We start from the raw sequence: 16,496 nt of genomic DNA on the forward strand, positions 1-16,496 counted from the left end.
CCATCCCAACTCCGCAAAACCCTAGGGTCTTGCAGGGTTGAGCCACTCCAACTCCGCAGGACCCTAGGGTTTTGCAGGGTTGATGCCTGGCCTGTGGATAACGGCGGCGCCGGGTGCCGCCGCTCGGCCACGGTGGGGGCATGCCCGGACCTCCTGCTCGCCACCGAGACATCTCCGCCCTGCGTGACCTGCCGCTCTTCACCAGCAGAGAAGCTCGCGAAGCGCGCCTGTCCGGGCACGACCTGGCGATCTTGGCCCGGCGCCAGCTCGTCTTGCGGGTCGCCCGCGGGTGGTACTCCTGCCTCGTCGACGCCTCGGAGGAAGAGCTCCACGTCCTCAGGACGGTCGCCAACCTGCGCCTCCTCGGCGGCACCGCGGTGGCGTCCGGCATGTCCGCCGCCCTGGTCCACGGGCTGCCGCTCGCCAGGTGTGACCTGTCCACCGTCGAGATCGCCACCGAGGGGGTCGGCCACGGCCGAACCCGGCAGGGTGTGCGCGTCAGCGAGCACGCGACGAAGGGGGCGCAGCGGCTGGCCGTCCACGTGCCGCTCGTGGGCACGAGCGTCCCCGTCGTCGACCTCGCGAGCGCGATCGTCGGGACGGCGCTGTCCGGGGCCACGTCCGCGGCCCTCGTCGCCGCCGACCACGCGGTCCGCCACGAGGTGTGCACCTCCGAGCAGATCCAACAGGCACTGGCGGCTCGACACGGCTTCCGTGGGATTGCCCGGGCCCGCACCGCCCTCGAAATCGTCGATGGCAAGCACGAGTCACCCGGCGAGACCTTGACCGCGATGATCCTGCGCGAAGGGCCGTGGGACTTCGAGCCCCAACTGCGGGTGAGCGCGCGCGGCCGCAACTTTCGGCTCGACTTCGCGCTGCGTGAGCACAAGGTCGCCATCGAGTTCGACGGCGAGGGCAAGTACACCGGTCCCGAGGTGATGGAGGACCAGCTGGCTCGGCAGGCAGCACTCGAGGCCGAAGGGTGGGTCTTCGTGCGACTGGGCTGGGCCGACCTGGACGATCCTTCGACGCTCCTGCGACGGATCGCCGACGCTGTCGCCATCGCCGACGCGCGCTGATCTCCCCTTCGCCGCCGGTCCACCGCCGACCACGACCCGGCATGACAGAACCCTGCAAGACCCTAGGGTTTTGCAGGGTTCTGGGGCCGTCAACTGCGCAGGACCCTAGGGTCTTGCGAAGTTGCGGGCCAGGGGTAGGTGGCAGGTCAGGCCGGGCCGAAGGCCCGGGCCACCGCGATCAGGCGGTCGTTGGCCTCGGGCTCGCCGATGGTCACCCGCACGCCGTCGGTGCCGTAGGGGCGCACGGACAGGCCGGCCTCCGTGCAGGCGGCGACGAAGTCGGCCGTGCGCTCGCCGAGCGGGAACCACACGAAGTTGGCCTGACTCGGGGTCATCTGCCAGCCGGCCTCGGCGAGGGCGGCGAGGACCCGCTCGCGCTCGGCGACGATCTCCTTGACCCGCACGTCGAGCTCGTCCTTCGCCTCGAGCGAGGCGACCGCCGCGGCCTGGGCGAGCAGGTTGACGCCGAAGGGGGTCGCGGTCTTGCGCAGCGCCTCGGCCACCGGCTCCGGCGCGACGGCGTAGCCGACGCGCAGCCCGGCGAGGCCGTAGGCCTTGGAAAAGGTGCGCAGGAGCATGACGTTGCCGTGCTCGCGACGCAGGGAGAGCCCGTCGACCTCCCCTTCGCCCTCCACGAACTCGAGATAGGCCTCGTCGACGACGACGAGGACGTCACGCGGCACCTTGGCGATGAAGGCTTCGAGCTCCGCGTGGGTCACCGACGGACCGGTCGGGTTGTTGGGGGTGCACACGAGCACGACGCGGGTGCGGTCGGTGATCGCGGCGGCCATCGCGTCGAGGTCGTGGCGCTGGTCGGCGGTCAGCGGCACCTGGACCGACACGGCGCCGGCGATGGCGACGACGATCGGGTAGGCCTCGAAGGAGCGCCACGCGTAGACGACCTCGTCACCCGGGTCGCACGTCGACTGGATGATCTGCGCGAGCACGCCCACCGACCCGGTACCGGTCGCGATCTGCTCGCGCGGCACGTCGAGGTGCGCGGCGAGGGCGTCGGTGAGGGCCGTGACCCCCATGTCGGGGTAGCGGTTGACCCCGGCGGCGGCCTGCGTGATGACGTCGACGACCGAAGGGAGGGGAGGGTACGGATTCTCGTTGGAAGAGACCTTGTAGACCGTCACTCCGTCACGCGGGGCGGGCGGCTTGCCGGCCACGTAGGCGGGGACCTGGTCGAGGGCGGAGCGCAGCCGGGGTGACGTCATGCCCGGCACCCTAGTGGCCCGCCTCTCCACGGGACGCCACAGCCCTGCAGGACCCTAGGGTCTTGCAGGGTTGGAAGGCCGGAACTCTGCAGGACCCTAGGGTCTTGCAGAGTGTCGGGGCGCAGAGCTGGGCTGCAGAGGCTCTGGGTCAGCGGTCGAGGTCCTCCTTCTCCGGCAGCACCCAGTTGAGGATCATCGAGACGATGGTGATGACGAGGGCGCCGATGACCGCGTCCCACCAGAACTTCGTGATCTCGAAGTCGAGGCCCAGCGGCGAGGCGATCCACTCGGTCAGCTGCAGGAGGAAGGCGTTGACGACGAAGGTGAACAGGCCCAGCGTCAGGACGATCGCGGGGAAGGCGAGCACCTTGGCGATCGGCTTCACGATCGCGTTGACGACACCGAAGATCAGGGCGACGAGGACGATCGTGGCGAACTTCGAGGCGAAGGTCGCGCTGCCGTCGGCGAGGTGGATGCCGTCGATGAGCCACGCGCAGACCCACAGCGCCACGGCGTTGACACCGGTCCGGATCAGGAAGTTGGTCATGGCCCCAGCATGGCAGCCCGACGTGATCGTGGGCACGTGACGGTCCGCGCCGGGCCACCCGAGGTCACCCGTGGTCCATACTTGACCGGCCGGTAGCGACGGAGTATCGGCGATGGAGGACAGCACGGATGAGCGACGGACGCCCGGGACGACGACACGACCTGTGGGACGACGACGAGCAGGAGACCTCGCGCGCGACCTCCGCGAGCGAGCGGACCGGCTCCGCGGCGAGGTCGAAGGGGGCGGCCGCGGCTGCCGCAGGCCCCGCACCTTCGCGCCGGTCGCGACGTGAGCAGGAGTCGAGCAAGCGTCGCTGGCTGGTTCCGGTCGCGATCCTGCTCGTCCTCGCCCTCTGCGGCGGCGGCGCCTGGGCGGCCCTCGGTGGCGGCGGTGACGACACCGCCTGCGAGGGCGACCCGCTGACCGTGGCGGCCACCCCCGAGATCGCCGATGCGCTCGAGGACGCCCTGGCCAAGGTGCGCGAGAGCGACTCCTGCGCCAACTTCGACATCTCGTCGACCTCCGCCGCCGACGCGGCGAAGAACATCAACGACGGCAACGGCCCGGACATCTGGGTCCCCGACAGCTCGACCTGGATCGACGCGGTCGACCCGACGAAGACGACCGGTCAGTGGCTCGAGGGCAGCTCGATCGCCTCCTCCCCCGTCGTCCTCGCGTCGAGCCGGGAGCAGAAGGACGCGGTGAGCAGCTTCAGCTCCTGGGCCAACCTCGTCAACCAGGACGGCGGGCTGCGGATGGCCAACCCCGACTCCGACACCGCCAGCCGCCTTGCGTACCACGCCAGCCGCATCGGCCAGCCGGGCAAGATCGGCCTCGACACCGGCAAGCGGCTGATCTTCATGTCGCGCTTCGCCGCGAGCTCGCTCCCCCAGCTCTTCGACGGCTACGCCAACGACCCGGCGAAGAGCCAGCCCTTCCCGGCCTCGGAGCAGCAGATCGCCGCGTGGAACACGGACAACGGCGACGCCACCCCCCTTCGCGCCGTGATGCCGGACAAGGGCACGCTGACGCTCGACTACCCGTGGATCACCAACCCGACCCTCGCCGGCGACGACCTCAAGGCCGCCGAGAGCGCCCGCAAGGAGCTCGGCTCGCTCGAGGTGCGCCAGGCCCTCACCGACGCCGGCTTCCGCGACTCCAAGGGTGGCGGCGGGCCGAAGATCGACGGCAAGGCCCCGGCGAAGCTCACCGCGCTCTCGCCACTCGACCGCAACGAGCGGATCGCCGCCGTCGAGCAGTGGGACGTCATGCGCACGGACATGCGGATGCTCGCCCTCATCGACGCCTCCGGCTCGATGAAATGGGACAGCCCGACGCCTGGCCAGACGCGCTGGGACGTGACGAAGGGAGCGCTGCTCCAGGGCGCCGAGATGCTCCCCGCGGGCAGCCAGGTCGGCGCATGGGCCTTCAGCAGCGATCGGGCCAAGGGCAAGGACTACGAGGAGATCGCCCCGGTCAAGCGACTGGACGCCGCCGTCGGCACGGGCAGCCACCGCGACCGGCTGCTCCGGCTCATCAACGGCTCGGACAAGCTCATCGAGGGCGACACCGCGCTCTACGACTCGATCTGGGCCGCCCACCAGCAGATGGTCAAGGACTACGACCCCGACTACGTCAACTCGATCGTCGTCTTCACCGACGGGGAGAATGACGACCCCAACGGCGGGCTCGCGCTCAACCAGCTGCTCAAGAAGCTCGACGAGAGCTACGACCCGAAGCGCCCCGTGCGCGTCGTGACGATCGGCATGGGCGAGGCCGACCCGACGGCCCTGCAGAAGATCGCCGACGAGACCGGCGGCACCAGCTACATCGCCGAGACCCCCGACGACATCGAGCGCGTCTTCGTCCAGGCGCTGCTCGCGCGCACGCGCGACTGAGCAGCGGTCACGACACGGTGAAGGTCGCGGCGGGGGTGTCCCCGCCGCGACCGGCACGGTGGCACCATGGCCCGACAACCGGGCACATCCCCACGTGCCCCACTGCATCTGGAGGACACACCATGCGCCGTGCACACGTCGCTCTCTTCGCCTCGCTCGCCCTCGGTGCGGGCGCCCTGACCGCGTGCGGGTCGGACTCGCTCGACGGGACCGACGCCGGCGGGGGTGGCGAGACCTCGGCCAAGGAGGTCAAGGTCGACGACGCCGTCGCGAAGCTCGTGCCCGAGGACGTCAAGAGCAAGGGCACGCTCAACATCGGCTCCGACGCCTCCTACGCGCCCAACGAGTTCCTCGGTGACGACGGCAAGACCGTCGAGGGCATGGACGTCGAGCTCTTCGACGCCGCCGCCGCCAAGATGGGCCTGAAGACGTCGTGGAAGAACGCCTCCTTCGACTCGCTGATCCTCGGCGTCAGCTCCGACAAGTACGACGTCGCGGTCAGCTCCTTCACGATCAACGACGAGCGCAAGAAGCAGGTCAACATGATCAGCTACTTCGACGCCGGCACCCAGTGGGTCACCGCCAAGGGCAACCCGGGCAAGGTCGACCCCAAGGACCCGTGCGGCGCGACCGTCGGCGTGCAGAAGGGCACCGTCCAGTTCGACGAGCTCGAGGCGCTCAACAAGAAGTGCGACGACAAGATCAAGATCGTCGTCGAGCAGGAGCAGTCCAAGGTGACCGCGAGCCTCGTCTCCGGCAAGACCGAGGCCATGGCGGCCGACTCCCCGATCAGCCTCTACGCCGTCAAGCAGCAGGGCGAGGAGCTCGAGGCCCTCGGTGACATCTACGACTCGGCCCCCTACGGCATCGTCGTCCCGAAGGACCAGAAGGAGTTCGGCGAGGCCATCGCCGCCGCCTTCGAGTCCATGAAGAAGGACGGCACCTACGAGCAGATCCTCAAGGACTGGGGCAACGAGTCCGGCGGCATCGACGAGTTCTCCGTCAACCCCTGATGTCCGGCACGAGCAGCGCGGCGGTCCCCCCTTCGGCAGGCGAAGGGGGGACCGCCCCCGTGTCCGAGGAGGCCGGCCCCATCGACGCCGTCCCGGTCCGTCACCCCGGCCGGTGGGTGGCGCTCGTGGTCATCGCGGTGATCTTCGCGATGATCATCAGCAGCTTCGTCACGAACCCGCGGTGGGACTGGCCCTTCGCCTTCCAGGTGATGAACTACTCCCCGGTCCTCGAGGGACTGCTCAAGGGCACGATCCTCGCGACGATCGGGTCCATGGTCATCGGCGTCACCCTCGGCATCGTCATCGGCGTCATGAGGCTCTCCGACAACCCGGTGCTGAAGTTCGTCGGCTTCCTCTACACCTGGTTCTTCCGCGGGATCCCGCGCCTGGTGCTCGTCGTCCTCTTCGGCACGGGCATCGGATACCTCTACCCGCGCTTCGACATCGGGCCCTTCCCCTTCAGCCAGCAGCTCGCCGGCTGGCTGGGCCTGAGCAGCGACCTGACGCTCTTCACCTTCAACGTCAACCAGATCAGCAGCTCGCTCATCTGGGGCATCATCGCCATGGGCCTGTCGGAGGCCGCCTACATGGCCGAGATCGCCCGCGCCGGCATCATGTCGGTCGACGAGGGCCAGCGTGAGGCCGCCGCCGCGCTCGGCATGAAGCCGAGCCTGTCGATGCGGCGCGTCATCCTGCCGCAAGCGATGCGCGTCATCATCCCGCCGACGGGCAACGAGACGATCGCGATGCTCAAGGACACCTCGCTGCTCATGGCGCTGCCGCTGAGCACCGAGCTCTTCTTCCAGGCGCAGGCCATCGGCAACCGGACGCTGAAGATCATGCCGACGCTCATGGCCGCCTGCCTCTGGTACCTGATCATCACGTCGGTCCTCATGGTCGGGCAGTACTTCCTCGAGCGGCACTTCGGTCGCGGCTACGGCAACACGCGCACCCAGATCAGGACCGAGACCACCCGCACCCGCCTCATGGGCCTGACGATCGGAGGCGGCAAGTGAGCCAGCCACTCGTGCGCGCGGTGCAGGTGCGCAAGTCCTACGGCAGCAACGAGGTGCTCAAGGGCATCGACATGGAGGTCTCCCCCGGCGAGGTCGTCTGCCTGCTCGGGCCCTCCGGCTCGGGCAAGACGACCTTCCTGCGGTGCATCAACCAGCTCGAGGACATCCAGGCCGGGCGAATCTTCGTCGACGGCGACCTCATGGGCTACAAGGTCAAGGGCGAGCGCCTGCACCGCCTGAAGGACAAGGAGATCGCCGCCCAGCGCCGCGAGATCGGCATGGTCTTCCAGCGGTTCAACCTCTTCCCCCACATGACGGCCCTCGAGAACGTCATGGAGGCTCCGGTGCGCGTGCAGCGTCGTGCGAAGGGAGAGGTCCGCGCCGAGGCGCTCGAGCTGCTCGACAAGGTGGGTCTCGGTGACAAGTCGAGCGCATACCCCGGTCAGCTCTCCGGTGGGCAGCAGCAGCGGGTCGCCATCGCCCGGGCCCTCGCGATGAAGCCCAAGCTCATGCTCTTCGACGAGCCGACCTCGGCCCTCGACCCCGAGCTCGTCGGCGAGGTCCTCGAGGTCATGCGCGACCTCGCCGGCCAGGGCATGACGATGATCGTCGTCACCCACGAGATGGCCTTCGCTCGCGACGTCGCCGACCGGGTCGTCTTCATGGACGGCGGGGTCGTCGTCGAGCAGGGCACCCCGAGCGAGGTCATCAGCAACCCGCAGCACGCGCGGACCAAGGACTTCCTGCGGCGGCTGCGTGCCGAGCACGAGAAGGTTGCCGAGGCGGTCGCCGACCTGGGGTGAGCAACCGCCTCGGCGAGGCTCACCCGAGGTGGTGGACCGGCGCCAGGGCGTGGACCGGGGTGTCGAGCCCGACGTGCCGGGCCTTGAGCTGCAGGGCGAGGTAGAGCGAGTAGTGCCGCGACTGGTGCAGGTTGCCGCCGTGGAACCACAGGTTCTCCTGCTGCGTCGGCTTCCACATGTTGCGCTGCTCGCCCTCCCAGGGGCCCGGGTCCTTGGTCGTGTCCGAGCCGAGACCCCAGACTTTGCCGACCTTGTCCGCGACCTCCTGGCTGATGAGGTCGGCAGCCCAGCCGTTCATCGAGCCGTAGCCCGTCGCGTAGACGACGAGGTCGGCCTCGAGCTCGGTGCCGTCGGCGAGGACCACCGCGTCCTCGGTGAGGTGGTCGAGCTGGCCCTTGACGAGCTTGACGCTGCCGTCGGCGACGAGCTCGGCCGCGCCGACGTCGATGTAGTAGCCGGACCCGCGCCGCAGGTACTTGAGGAAGAGCCCCGAGCCGTCGTCACCGAAGTCGAGGTCGAAGCCGGCCGCCTCGAGCCGCGCGTAGAAGTCGGCGTCGACCTGCTTCATCTTGTCGTAGAGCGGGATCTGGAACTCGTGCATGATCCGGTAGGGCAGTGACGCGAAGACGAGGTCGGCCTTCTCCGTCGTCATCCCCGCCGCGAGCGCCCGCTCGGAGTAGAGGTCACCGAGACCGATCTCCATGAGACTCGCGCTCTTGACGATGTGCGTCGACGAGCGCTGCACCATCGTCACGTCGGCTCCGTGCTCCCACAGCGCGCCGCAGATGTCGAAGGCGGAGTTGTTGGACCCGATGACGACGACCTTCTTGCCGGTGTACCGGTCCGGTCCCGTGTGCTGCGACGAATGGTGCTGCTCGCCGCGGAAGATGTCCTGACCGGGCACGGTCGGCACGTTGGGCTTGCCCGACATGCCGGTCGCGAGGACGAGCTGCGTCGGCCGGAGGGTCATCGCCTGACCGTCGCGGTCGATCTCGACGGTCCACTCCCCCTTCGCCTCGTCGTAGCTGGCGCTCTTGACCGTCGTGGAGCCCCAGTAGGGCACCTCCATGATCTTCGTGTAGCTCTCCAGCCAGTCGCCGATCTTGTCCTTGGGGGCGAAGACCGGCCAGTTGTCGGGGAACTTCAGGTACGGCAGGTGGTCGTACCAGACCGGGTCGTGCAGGCAGAGGGACTTGTAGCGCTGCCGCCACTGGTCGCCGGGTCGCTCGTTGCGGTCGAGCACGAGCGAGGGCACCCCGAGCTGGCGCAGCCGGGCGCCGAGGGCGATGCCGCCCTGTCCGCCGCCGACGACGAGGACGTAGGGCTGGGTGCTCACGCCCATCGCCGCGTCCTCGGCCTCGCGCTTCTCCTTCCAGCTGAGGCGCTGTGGGTCGACGCCGTGCTCGGCCCCCTTCGGCCGGTACTCGCCGCGCGGCTCCTCGTGGCCCTTGAGCTCGTAGAGGGTGGTGAGGAAGGTCCAGGCGCGGTCCTCGCCGTCCTCGGTGACGAGCCGGGCGAGCCCGCGGCCGCGGCCGACCGCGGTCTCGAAGGTGAACCAGGCGGTGATCACCCCGTCCTCCTCGGTCGCCTCCTCGGAGAGGGCGAAGCTGCGAGCCGCGGTCGCACGCGCCGTGCTCTCGAGCAGCTCGCTCACCCCCTCCCGGTGCTCTACGGTGACGAGGTTCCACGAGAAGGCGACGAGATCTCGCCAATAGCTCTCGGTGGCGAAGAGATCTGCGGCCGCCGCCACGTCCTGCGCCGTGAGGGCCGCCTCGAGGGCACCGAACCAGGCCGTTGCCCGCTCGGTCGCCGTCGTCGTCTGCTGCTCGGTCATCTGGGTCACGATCCGCTCCTTTGCGTTGTACCGTGACCCACACAACTCCGGCAGCGGCGCCGGGCGACAGGGTTGCATGACGTTGCATCCCTCCCGCTCCCCTCCGCCGTCGGGTGAGGAGCGAGCCATGGAACCGAGCGAGCGGGAGCGTGCGCGGCAGCGCGACGCCCACCTCGGCGCGTGCTCGAAGGGCGATCCCCCCGGCCGCGCGGACGTCATCGCGTCGTGGCGAAGGGTGAGCGCCGCGGGGGTCGACCCCGGCGGACGGCCCCGCATCGCGCCCCTCGATGAGGCCGAGGTGCAGCGCCGCCGCACCCACCACGGGCTCGACCGCATCACCTCCGAGCTCACCCCCTACCTCCAGTCGGTCGTCGACGGCGGCCACCTCGTCGTCGTCACCGACGCCGACGGGCACGTGCTGTGGCGGATGGGCCGCCCCGGGGTGCGCCGCTTCGCCGACGACCTCGGCTTCGTCCCCGGCTCCGAGTGGACCGAGGGCAATGTCGGGACCAATGCCATCGGCACCGCCCTCGTCCTCGGCGAACCGGTGCACATCCAGGGCTCGGAGCACTTCGTCGAGTCACACGCCCGGTGGGGGTGCTCCGCCGCTCCGCTGCGCGACCCGTGGACCGACGAGGTCGTCGGGGTCGTCGACATCAGCGGTCCGCGCACGGCGATGCACCCGAGCGTGCTCGCGACCGCGGCCATGGCCTCCCGGCTCGCCTCGATGGAGCTGCTCGAGCGGCACCGCCGCTCCCTCGAGGAGCTGCGCACCGGGTCGGGCCACGTCCTCACCCGCGTCAGCAGCCCTGCCGCCGTCGTCGACCGCGCCGGGCACGTCGCCGCGACCTCCGGCCTGCTGACCCAGCGGCGGGTCGCCCTTCCCGACGACCTCCAGCCCGGCGTCGTCCACCTCGCCGGGCTCGGCGACGTCGTCGTCGAGCCGTTGCCCGGCGGCTGGCTCCTGCGCGGCGGGCCCGCCGAGGGCCCGCTCGCGCCGCGGGCCGTGCTCGACCTCACCGCCGAGCCGAGCATCGAGGTGGTCGCCGAGTCCGGCGCGTGGACGCGGCGGCTCACGCCCCGCCACGCCGAGCTTCTCCTCGCGCTCGTCGGCGCGGGCGACACGGGGCTGACCGCCGCGGCCCTCGCCGACGAGGTCTTCGCCGACCCGAGCAGGGTCGTCACGGTCCGCGCCGAGATGTCCCGGCTGCGGCGGGTGCTCGGCGGGCTGCTGCTCGCGCGCCCCTACCGAGTCGCCCCGACCGTCGACCTCGAGGTCCGGTGGCCGCCGAGCGGGACGCAGTTGCTGCCCGGAGCCAGCGCCCCCGTCGTCATGCGTGCGCGGGGGGCTCTGGCGCGGGCGTAGGGTGACGCGGTGCGTCGCCTCCGGGGCCTGCTGGCCGACACCCGCCCACTGCAGGTCCCGGCGTACCGTCGGCTCTTCACCGCGCAGATCGTCACCGTCATCGGGGCGCAGCTGACCATCGTCACCGTGCCCGCGCAGATCTACTCGATGACCGGCTCGAGTGCCTACGTCGGGCTGACCGGGATCTTCGGGCTGGTGCCCCTCGTCGTCTTCGGCCTCTACGGCGGGTCACTGGCCGATCACTTCGACCGGCGTCGGATCCTCACCGTGACGACGTGGGGCCTGATCATCACCTCGGCCCTGTTCTTCGTGCAGGCCGCGCTCGGCAACACCAATGTCTGGCTGCTGCTCGCAATCTTTTCCCTGCAGCAGGCCTTCTTCGCGGTCAACCAGCCGACCCGGTCGGCGGTCCTGCCACGCATCGTGCCGGCCGAGCTGCTCCCTTCGGCCAACACGCTCAACATGACGGTCTTCACCGGCGGTGCCATCGCCGGCCCGCTCGTCGGTGGCGCGCTCATCCCCGTGCTCGGCTTCTCCTGGCTCTACCTCGCCGACACGATCTGCCTCTTCGCGACCCTGTGGGCGGTCATCTCGCTGCCGCCGCTGCCGGTCGAGGCTGTCGCCGGGTCGACCCCGGGGCTGCGCTCGGTGCTCGACGGGTTCGTCTACCTCGCCGGGCACCCGGTGCTGCTCATGTCCTTCGTCGTCGACCTCATCGCGATGATCTTCGGCATGCCGCGAGCGCTCATCCCCGAGATGGCGCACCTCGACTTCGGCGGGCCGGTCGACGGTGGGCTGGCCTTCGCGGTGCTCTTCGCCGCCATGCCCGCCGGCGCCTTCCTCGGCGGGGTGATGTCCGGGTGGGTCTCGCGGGTGGAGCGGCAGGGCTTGGCCGTCGTCGTCGCGATCCTCGTGTGGGGTGGCGCGATCACCGGCTTCGGCACCGCGGTCGCCCTCGCCGACGGGTCGGCCGGCCTCTGGCTCGCCGTCGCCGTCGTCTTCTTCGCGGCCGGCGGTGCTGCCGACGTCGCCTCCGCGGCCTTCCGCTCGACGATGCTGCAGAGCTCGGCCACCGACGCGATGCGCGGTCGCCTGCAGGGTGTCTTCATCGTCGTCGTCGCCGGCGGCCCTCGCGTTGCCGACGTGCTCCACGGGCTCGTCGCCGGGCAGATCGGCGCGGCCACGACGACCATCGTCGGCGGCCTGCTCGTCATCGTCCTGACGCTGCTCGCCTCGGCGCTCGTGCCGGCCTTCGCGAGGTACCGGGTGCCGCGGGGCTGACGCCGGTGGTCTCGAGGCTCGCAAGCTCGCACCTCGACCAGCGAAGGGGGCCGCACCTCGACCAGCGTCGGGGAGAAGGCTGACCAAAGGCTGACCGGACCTTCATGCACGGACCACGCTGCGGGGCAGGCGGGTTCACCCAAGTCGGCGGACGGGTTCACCCGACGACGACAGGCTGCGGCCCATGACCCTCAGCCGTCGCCACGTCCTCGCCGGTGGTCTCGCCGCCGGCACCGCCACGATCATCGCCACGCCCGCCTCCGCCAGCACCCTCACCGCTGCGGGACCGGTGCGGACCTCCCCCTTCGCCCTGGGTGTCGCCTCGGGTGATCCGACCCCGACCGGCGTCGTCCTGTGGACCCGGCTGGCGGTCGACCCGCTCGCCCCCGACGGCAAGGGCGGCATGCCGGGCCGCGACATCACGGTGCAGTGGGAGGTCGCCGACAACGATCGGATGCACCGTCCCGTCGCCCGCGGCGCGGTCCCCGCTCGGGCCGCCGACGCGCACAGCGTGCACGTCGAGGTCGAGGGCCTGCGGTCCGGCCGCGAGTACTGGTACCGCTTCCGCGTCGACGGCCACCTCAGCCCTGTCGGCCGCACCCGCACCGCACCGCGGCGCGACGAGATGCCGGCATCGCTCGCGATGTCCGCGGCCAGCTGCGCCAACTGGGAGGCGGGATTCTTCACCGCCTATCGCTACCTCGCCGACGACGTGCCGGATCTCGTGCTCCACCTCGGCGACTACCAGTACGAGGGCAAGGGCACCACCAACCCGGCCGCGCCGCGGGTCCACGCGGGCGACGAGACCGTGACCCTCGAGGGCTACCGCCTGCGGCACGCGCAGTACAAGACCGACCCCGACCTGCAGACCGCCCACGCCATCGCCCCGTGGCTCGTCGTCTGGGACGACCACGAGGTCGACAACAACTGGGCCGGCGGCGTCCCCCAGGACACCAAGGCGCCGGAGTGGAACGACACCCCCGAGCGCTTCCTCGCCCGGCGGGCCAATGCCTTCCGCGCCTACTACGAGAACATGCCGCTGCGCCGCTCCTCGATCCCCCGCGGCTCCGACATGCAGATCTACCGGCGCCTCGGCTGGGGCCGGCTGGCGAGCTTCCACATGCTCGACACGCGGCAGTACCGCGACGACCAGGCGTGCGACGACGGCTGGGACACCAACTGCGAGGCGGCACTCGACCCGAGCCGCACGATCACCGGCGCCGCGCAGGAGCAGTGGCTGCGAGAGGGACTCTCCCGCAGCGGTGCTCGCTGGGACTTCCTCGGCCAGCAGGTCTTCTTCGCGCAGCGCGACGGCAAGGTCGAGCAGGACCTGCTCCACACGAGCAACGACGCGTGGGACGGCTACGTCGGCTCGCGCGACCGCGTCACCCGCGCGTGGGTGGACGCCGGTGTGCGCAACCCCGTCGTCCTCACCGGTGACGTCCACAAGCACTGGGCCGCCGACATCAGGACCGACTACGCCGACCCCGACTCCCCCGTCGTCGGCACCGAGCTCGTCGCCTCGTCGATCACCTCGGGCGGCAACGGCAATGCCACGTGGTCGGACCCGATCATGGCGTGGAACCCGCACCTGAAGTTCTCCGGCGACCAGCGCGGCTACGTGCGCACGACGGTGACGCCGGCGGGGATGCGCGCGGACTTCCGCTCGGTCGACCGGGTGACGACGCGCGGTGGTGCCGCCTACACGCAGGCGAGCTTCGAGGTCGCGGACGGGCAGCGGGGGCTGCAGCGCGTGGGGTGACCCGCGAGGAGGACGAAGGGAGGCCCCGCCGCAGATCACGCGGCGGGGTCTCCCTTCGTGCGTTCATGGTCTCGAGGCTCCTTTTTCGCACCTCGACCAACGGGGCAGCAGGCGGGTGTAGCATCTACTACGTCATGTCGTACTCATCGACGTAGTAGAAGGAACCGGGATGGACGTCCTCGACCTCGCGCGGTGGCAGTTCGCGATCACCACCGTCTACCACTTCTTCTTCGTGCCGATCACGATCGGGCTCTCCGCGATCGTCGCCTGGTACCACTCGCGGTGGATCCGCACGCGGGACGAGTCCCACCTGCGGATGGCGAAGTTCCTCGGCAAGCTCTTCACGATCAACTTCGCCCTCGGCCTGGTCACCGGCATCGTCCAGGAGTTCCAGTTCGGCATGAACTGGAGCACCTACAGCCGCTTCGTCGGTGACATCTTCGGCGCGCCGCTGGCCCTCGAGGCGCTGCTCGCCTTCTTCCTCGAGTCGACCTTCCTCGGCCTGTGGATCTTCGGCTGGGGCCGCATCCCCGAGCGGCTGCACGCGGCCTGCATGTGGATCGTGCACATCGGCACCCTGCTGTCGGCCTACTTCATCCTCGCGGCCAACTCCTTCATGCAGCACCCCGTCGGCTACCGGATCAACCCCGAGACCGGTCGCGCCGAGATGGCCGACTTCGTCGCGATCCTCACCAACGAGGTCCAGCTCGTCGCCTTCCCCCACGTCATCACCGCCTGCTACCTCGTCGGTGGCGCCCTGGTCCTGGCCGTCGGGCTGCACAAGCTGCGCCAGACCGTGACGAAGGGGGGACCCGACACCGATCGCAGGATGTACCGACACGCGGCCCGCCTCGGTGCGGTCGTCGTCCTCGTCTCCGGTCTGGGTGTGGCCATCAGCGGTGACCTCCAGGGCAAGGTGATGACCGAGGTCCAGCCGATGAAGATGGCTGCGGCAGAGGCCCTTTACGACACCCCGCCCGAGGGCCAGTGCGCTCCCTTCTCCGTGCTGACCGTCGCCGGCCTCGGCGGCGAGGACCCCACGCACGTCATCGAGATCCCCTGCCTGCTCTCCTTCCTCGGCACCGGGAGCTTCGACGGGGAGGTCCGCGGCATCGCCGACCTCGAGGCCGACTACCGGGCGAGCTTCGGCGACGACGAGCTGACGCAGGCCGACACCTACGTCCCACCGATCGCCATGACCTACTGGAACTTCCGCCTGATGATGGCCACCGGGTTCTTCGCCATGGCCGTCGGGGCCTGGGTCCTGTGGGCCACGCGCAAGGACCGGGTGCCGATGCAGCGGTGGGTCTTCCCCATCATCGTGCTCACCCCCCTCGCGACCGTCCTCGGGCACAGCTTCGGCTGGATCTTCACCGAGGTCGGCCGCCAGCCGTGGGTCGTCTTCGGCGAGATGGCCACGCACACGGCCGTCTCCCCTTCGGTCGGCGCCTCTGACGTGTGGACGTCGATGATCGTCTTCACCCTGCTCTACGGAGGCCTGGCCGTCGTCGAGGTCCGACTCCTCCTCTCCTACATCCGCGCGGGCGCCGAGCCCTTCGAGCAGCCACGCCTCGTCGAGGACGACGAGCCGCTCGAGTTCGCCTACTGACCGGGAGCACTGACATGGATCTCATCACCATCTGGTTCGTCCTGCTGGCCGTCCTGTGGACCGGCTACCTCGTCACCGAGGGATTCGACTTCGGTGTCGGCATGCTCCTGCCCGTGCTCGACAAGGGTGGGGAGCAGCAGGAGACGCGGCGACGCACGATGCTCACGACCATCGGCCCCCACTGGGACGGCAACGAGGTGTGGCTGCTCACCGCCGGCGGCGCGACCTTCGCGGCCTTCCCGCACTGGTACGCGACGATGTTCTCCGGCATGTACCTCGCCCTGCTGCTCCTGCTCGTCACGCTCATCCTGCGCAACATGGGGCTGGAGTACCGGCACAAGCGGCACGACCGTGAGTGGGTGCGCCGCTGGGACCTGGCCATCGTCGCCGGCTCCTACATCGCCCCCTTCGTCGTCGGTGTGGCCCTGACCAACCTCGTCGCCGGCCTGCCGATGACCGAGCACACGATGGGCAGCACCGCCTACACGGAGTTCGACGGCACCATGCTCAGCCTCTTCACGCCGGTCGCGGTCCTCGGCGGGCTCACCGTCGTCGCCGCCTGCCTCACCCACGGCGCGCACTTCCTCGCGCTCAAGACCGACGGCCCGATCCGCCAGCAGGCGCGCTCGGTCGCCACCCGCGGTGGCCTCGTCACGGCGGTGCTCGCCGTCGCGCTCTTCGTGTGGCTCGGCGCGCAGCGCGGCACCGCCGTCTCGTGGGTCGTCTCCGGCGTCGCCGCGGTGGCCCTGCTCGCCGCGATCGCGGCCAATGCGAAGGGGAGGGAGGGCTGGGCCTTCGTCGGCACCTCCGTGACGATCGGCCTGACCGTCGTCAGCTACTTCGTCATGCTGGCGCCCAATGCGATCAACGGCCGCGGCGACAGCCCCGACCTCACCCTCGAGGCCGCCGCGAGCTCGCCGATGACCCTGGAGATCATGACCTGGGCGGCGGTGGTCTTCACCCCGATCATGATCGGCTACACGGTGTGGACCTACTGGGTCTTCCGGCGGCGGCTGCGGGTCGAGCACATGCCCGAGCACGAGCCGGCGGGCGCGGGGGCGCACTGAC

Annotated in this window: 13 protein-coding genes; 10 read left to right on the plus strand and 3 right to left on the minus strand. The window is 70.2% G+C overall.

Annotated elements, in window-relative coordinates; genetic code table 11:
* Positions 1–140 precede the first annotated feature (140 nt).
* Positions 141–1,079 (plus strand): endonuclease domain-containing protein, encoded by a 939-nt coding sequence (locus NMQ01_RS13800; protein ID WP_255184481.1) that lies wholly within the window; start codon positions 141–143, stop codon positions 1,077–1,079.
* A 146-nt stretch (positions 1,080–1,225) separates the two neighbouring features.
* Here NMQ01_RS13800 and hisC read toward each other — a convergent pair whose 3' ends face one another.
* Positions 1,226–2,299, minus strand: coding sequence for a histidinol-phosphate transaminase (gene hisC / locus NMQ01_RS13805; protein WP_255184482.1), 1,074 nt, complete (start codon positions 2,297–2,299; stop codon positions 1,226–1,228).
* A 148-nt stretch (positions 2,300–2,447) separates the two neighbouring features.
* Positions 2,448–2,846 (minus strand): phage holin family protein, encoded by a 399-nt coding sequence (locus NMQ01_RS13810; protein ID WP_255184483.1) that lies wholly within the window; start codon positions 2,844–2,846, stop codon positions 2,448–2,450.
* A 128-nt stretch (positions 2,847–2,974) separates the two neighbouring features.
* On the opposite strand from NMQ01_RS13810, the gene NMQ01_RS13815 reads away from it, so the two are divergent.
* From NMQ01_RS13815 to NMQ01_RS13830, 4 genes are all read left to right on the plus strand, one after another.
* Positions 2,975–4,744 (plus strand): substrate-binding and VWA domain-containing protein, encoded by a 1,770-nt coding sequence (locus NMQ01_RS13815; RefSeq protein ID WP_255184484.1) that lies wholly within the window; start codon positions 2,975–2,977, stop codon positions 4,742–4,744.
* Between the two features lie 122 nt (positions 4,745–4,866).
* On the plus strand, positions 4,867–5,757 hold the full coding sequence (locus NMQ01_RS13820; protein WP_255184485.1) for an ABC transporter substrate-binding protein: 891 nt from the start codon (positions 4,867–4,869) through the stop codon (positions 5,755–5,757).
* Complete coding sequence (locus NMQ01_RS13825) at positions 5,757–6,773, plus strand: amino acid ABC transporter permease (RefSeq protein WP_255184486.1); 1,017 nt, start codon at positions 5,757–5,759, stop codon at positions 6,771–6,773. The genes NMQ01_RS13820 and NMQ01_RS13825 overlap by 1 nt, the downstream gene beginning before the upstream one ends.
* Complete coding sequence (locus tag NMQ01_RS13830) at positions 6,770–7,576, plus strand: amino acid ABC transporter ATP-binding protein (protein ID WP_255184487.1); 807 nt, start codon at positions 6,770–6,772, stop codon at positions 7,574–7,576. The genes NMQ01_RS13825 and NMQ01_RS13830 overlap by 4 nt, the downstream gene beginning before the upstream one ends.
* Before the next feature lie 19 nt (positions 7,577–7,595).
* Here NMQ01_RS13830 and NMQ01_RS13835 read toward each other — a convergent pair whose 3' ends face one another.
* On the minus strand, positions 7,596–9,410 hold the full coding sequence (locus NMQ01_RS13835) for an NAD(P)/FAD-dependent oxidoreductase (RefSeq protein WP_255186382.1): 1,815 nt from the start codon (positions 9,408–9,410) through the stop codon (positions 7,596–7,598).
* A gap of 127 nt (positions 9,411–9,537) precedes the next feature.
* Between NMQ01_RS13835 and NMQ01_RS13840 the strand changes: the two genes are divergently transcribed.
* From NMQ01_RS13840 to cydB, 5 genes are all read left to right on the plus strand, one after another.
* A complete protein-coding gene (locus tag NMQ01_RS13840; RefSeq protein ID WP_255184488.1) occupies positions 9,538–10,776 on the plus strand; it encodes a GAF domain-containing protein in 1,239 nt (412 codons plus the stop codon).
* 9 nt (positions 10,777–10,785) lie between these two features.
* Entirely contained in the window at positions 10,786–12,057 is a 1,272-nt protein-coding gene (locus tag NMQ01_RS13845; RefSeq protein WP_255184489.1) for an MFS transporter, read from the plus strand.
* A gap of 184 nt (positions 12,058–12,241) precedes the next feature.
* Complete coding sequence (locus tag NMQ01_RS13850; protein ID WP_255184490.1) at positions 12,242–13,819, plus strand: alkaline phosphatase; 1,578 nt, start codon at positions 12,242–12,244, stop codon at positions 13,817–13,819.
* A gap of 169 nt (positions 13,820–13,988) precedes the next feature.
* Complete coding sequence (locus NMQ01_RS13855; protein WP_255184491.1) at positions 13,989–15,428, plus strand: cytochrome ubiquinol oxidase subunit I; 1,440 nt, start codon at positions 13,989–13,991, stop codon at positions 15,426–15,428.
* A gap of 14 nt (positions 15,429–15,442) precedes the next feature.
* A complete protein-coding gene (gene cydB / locus NMQ01_RS13860) occupies positions 15,443–16,495 on the plus strand; it encodes a cytochrome d ubiquinol oxidase subunit II (RefSeq protein ID WP_255184492.1) in 1,053 nt (350 codons plus the stop codon).
* Position 16,496 lies beyond the last annotated feature (1 nt).

The sequence above is a fragment of the Janibacter sp. CX7 genome (genome assembly GCF_024362365.1).
GTDB lineage: Bacteria > Actinomycetota > Actinomycetes > Actinomycetales > Dermatophilaceae > Janibacter.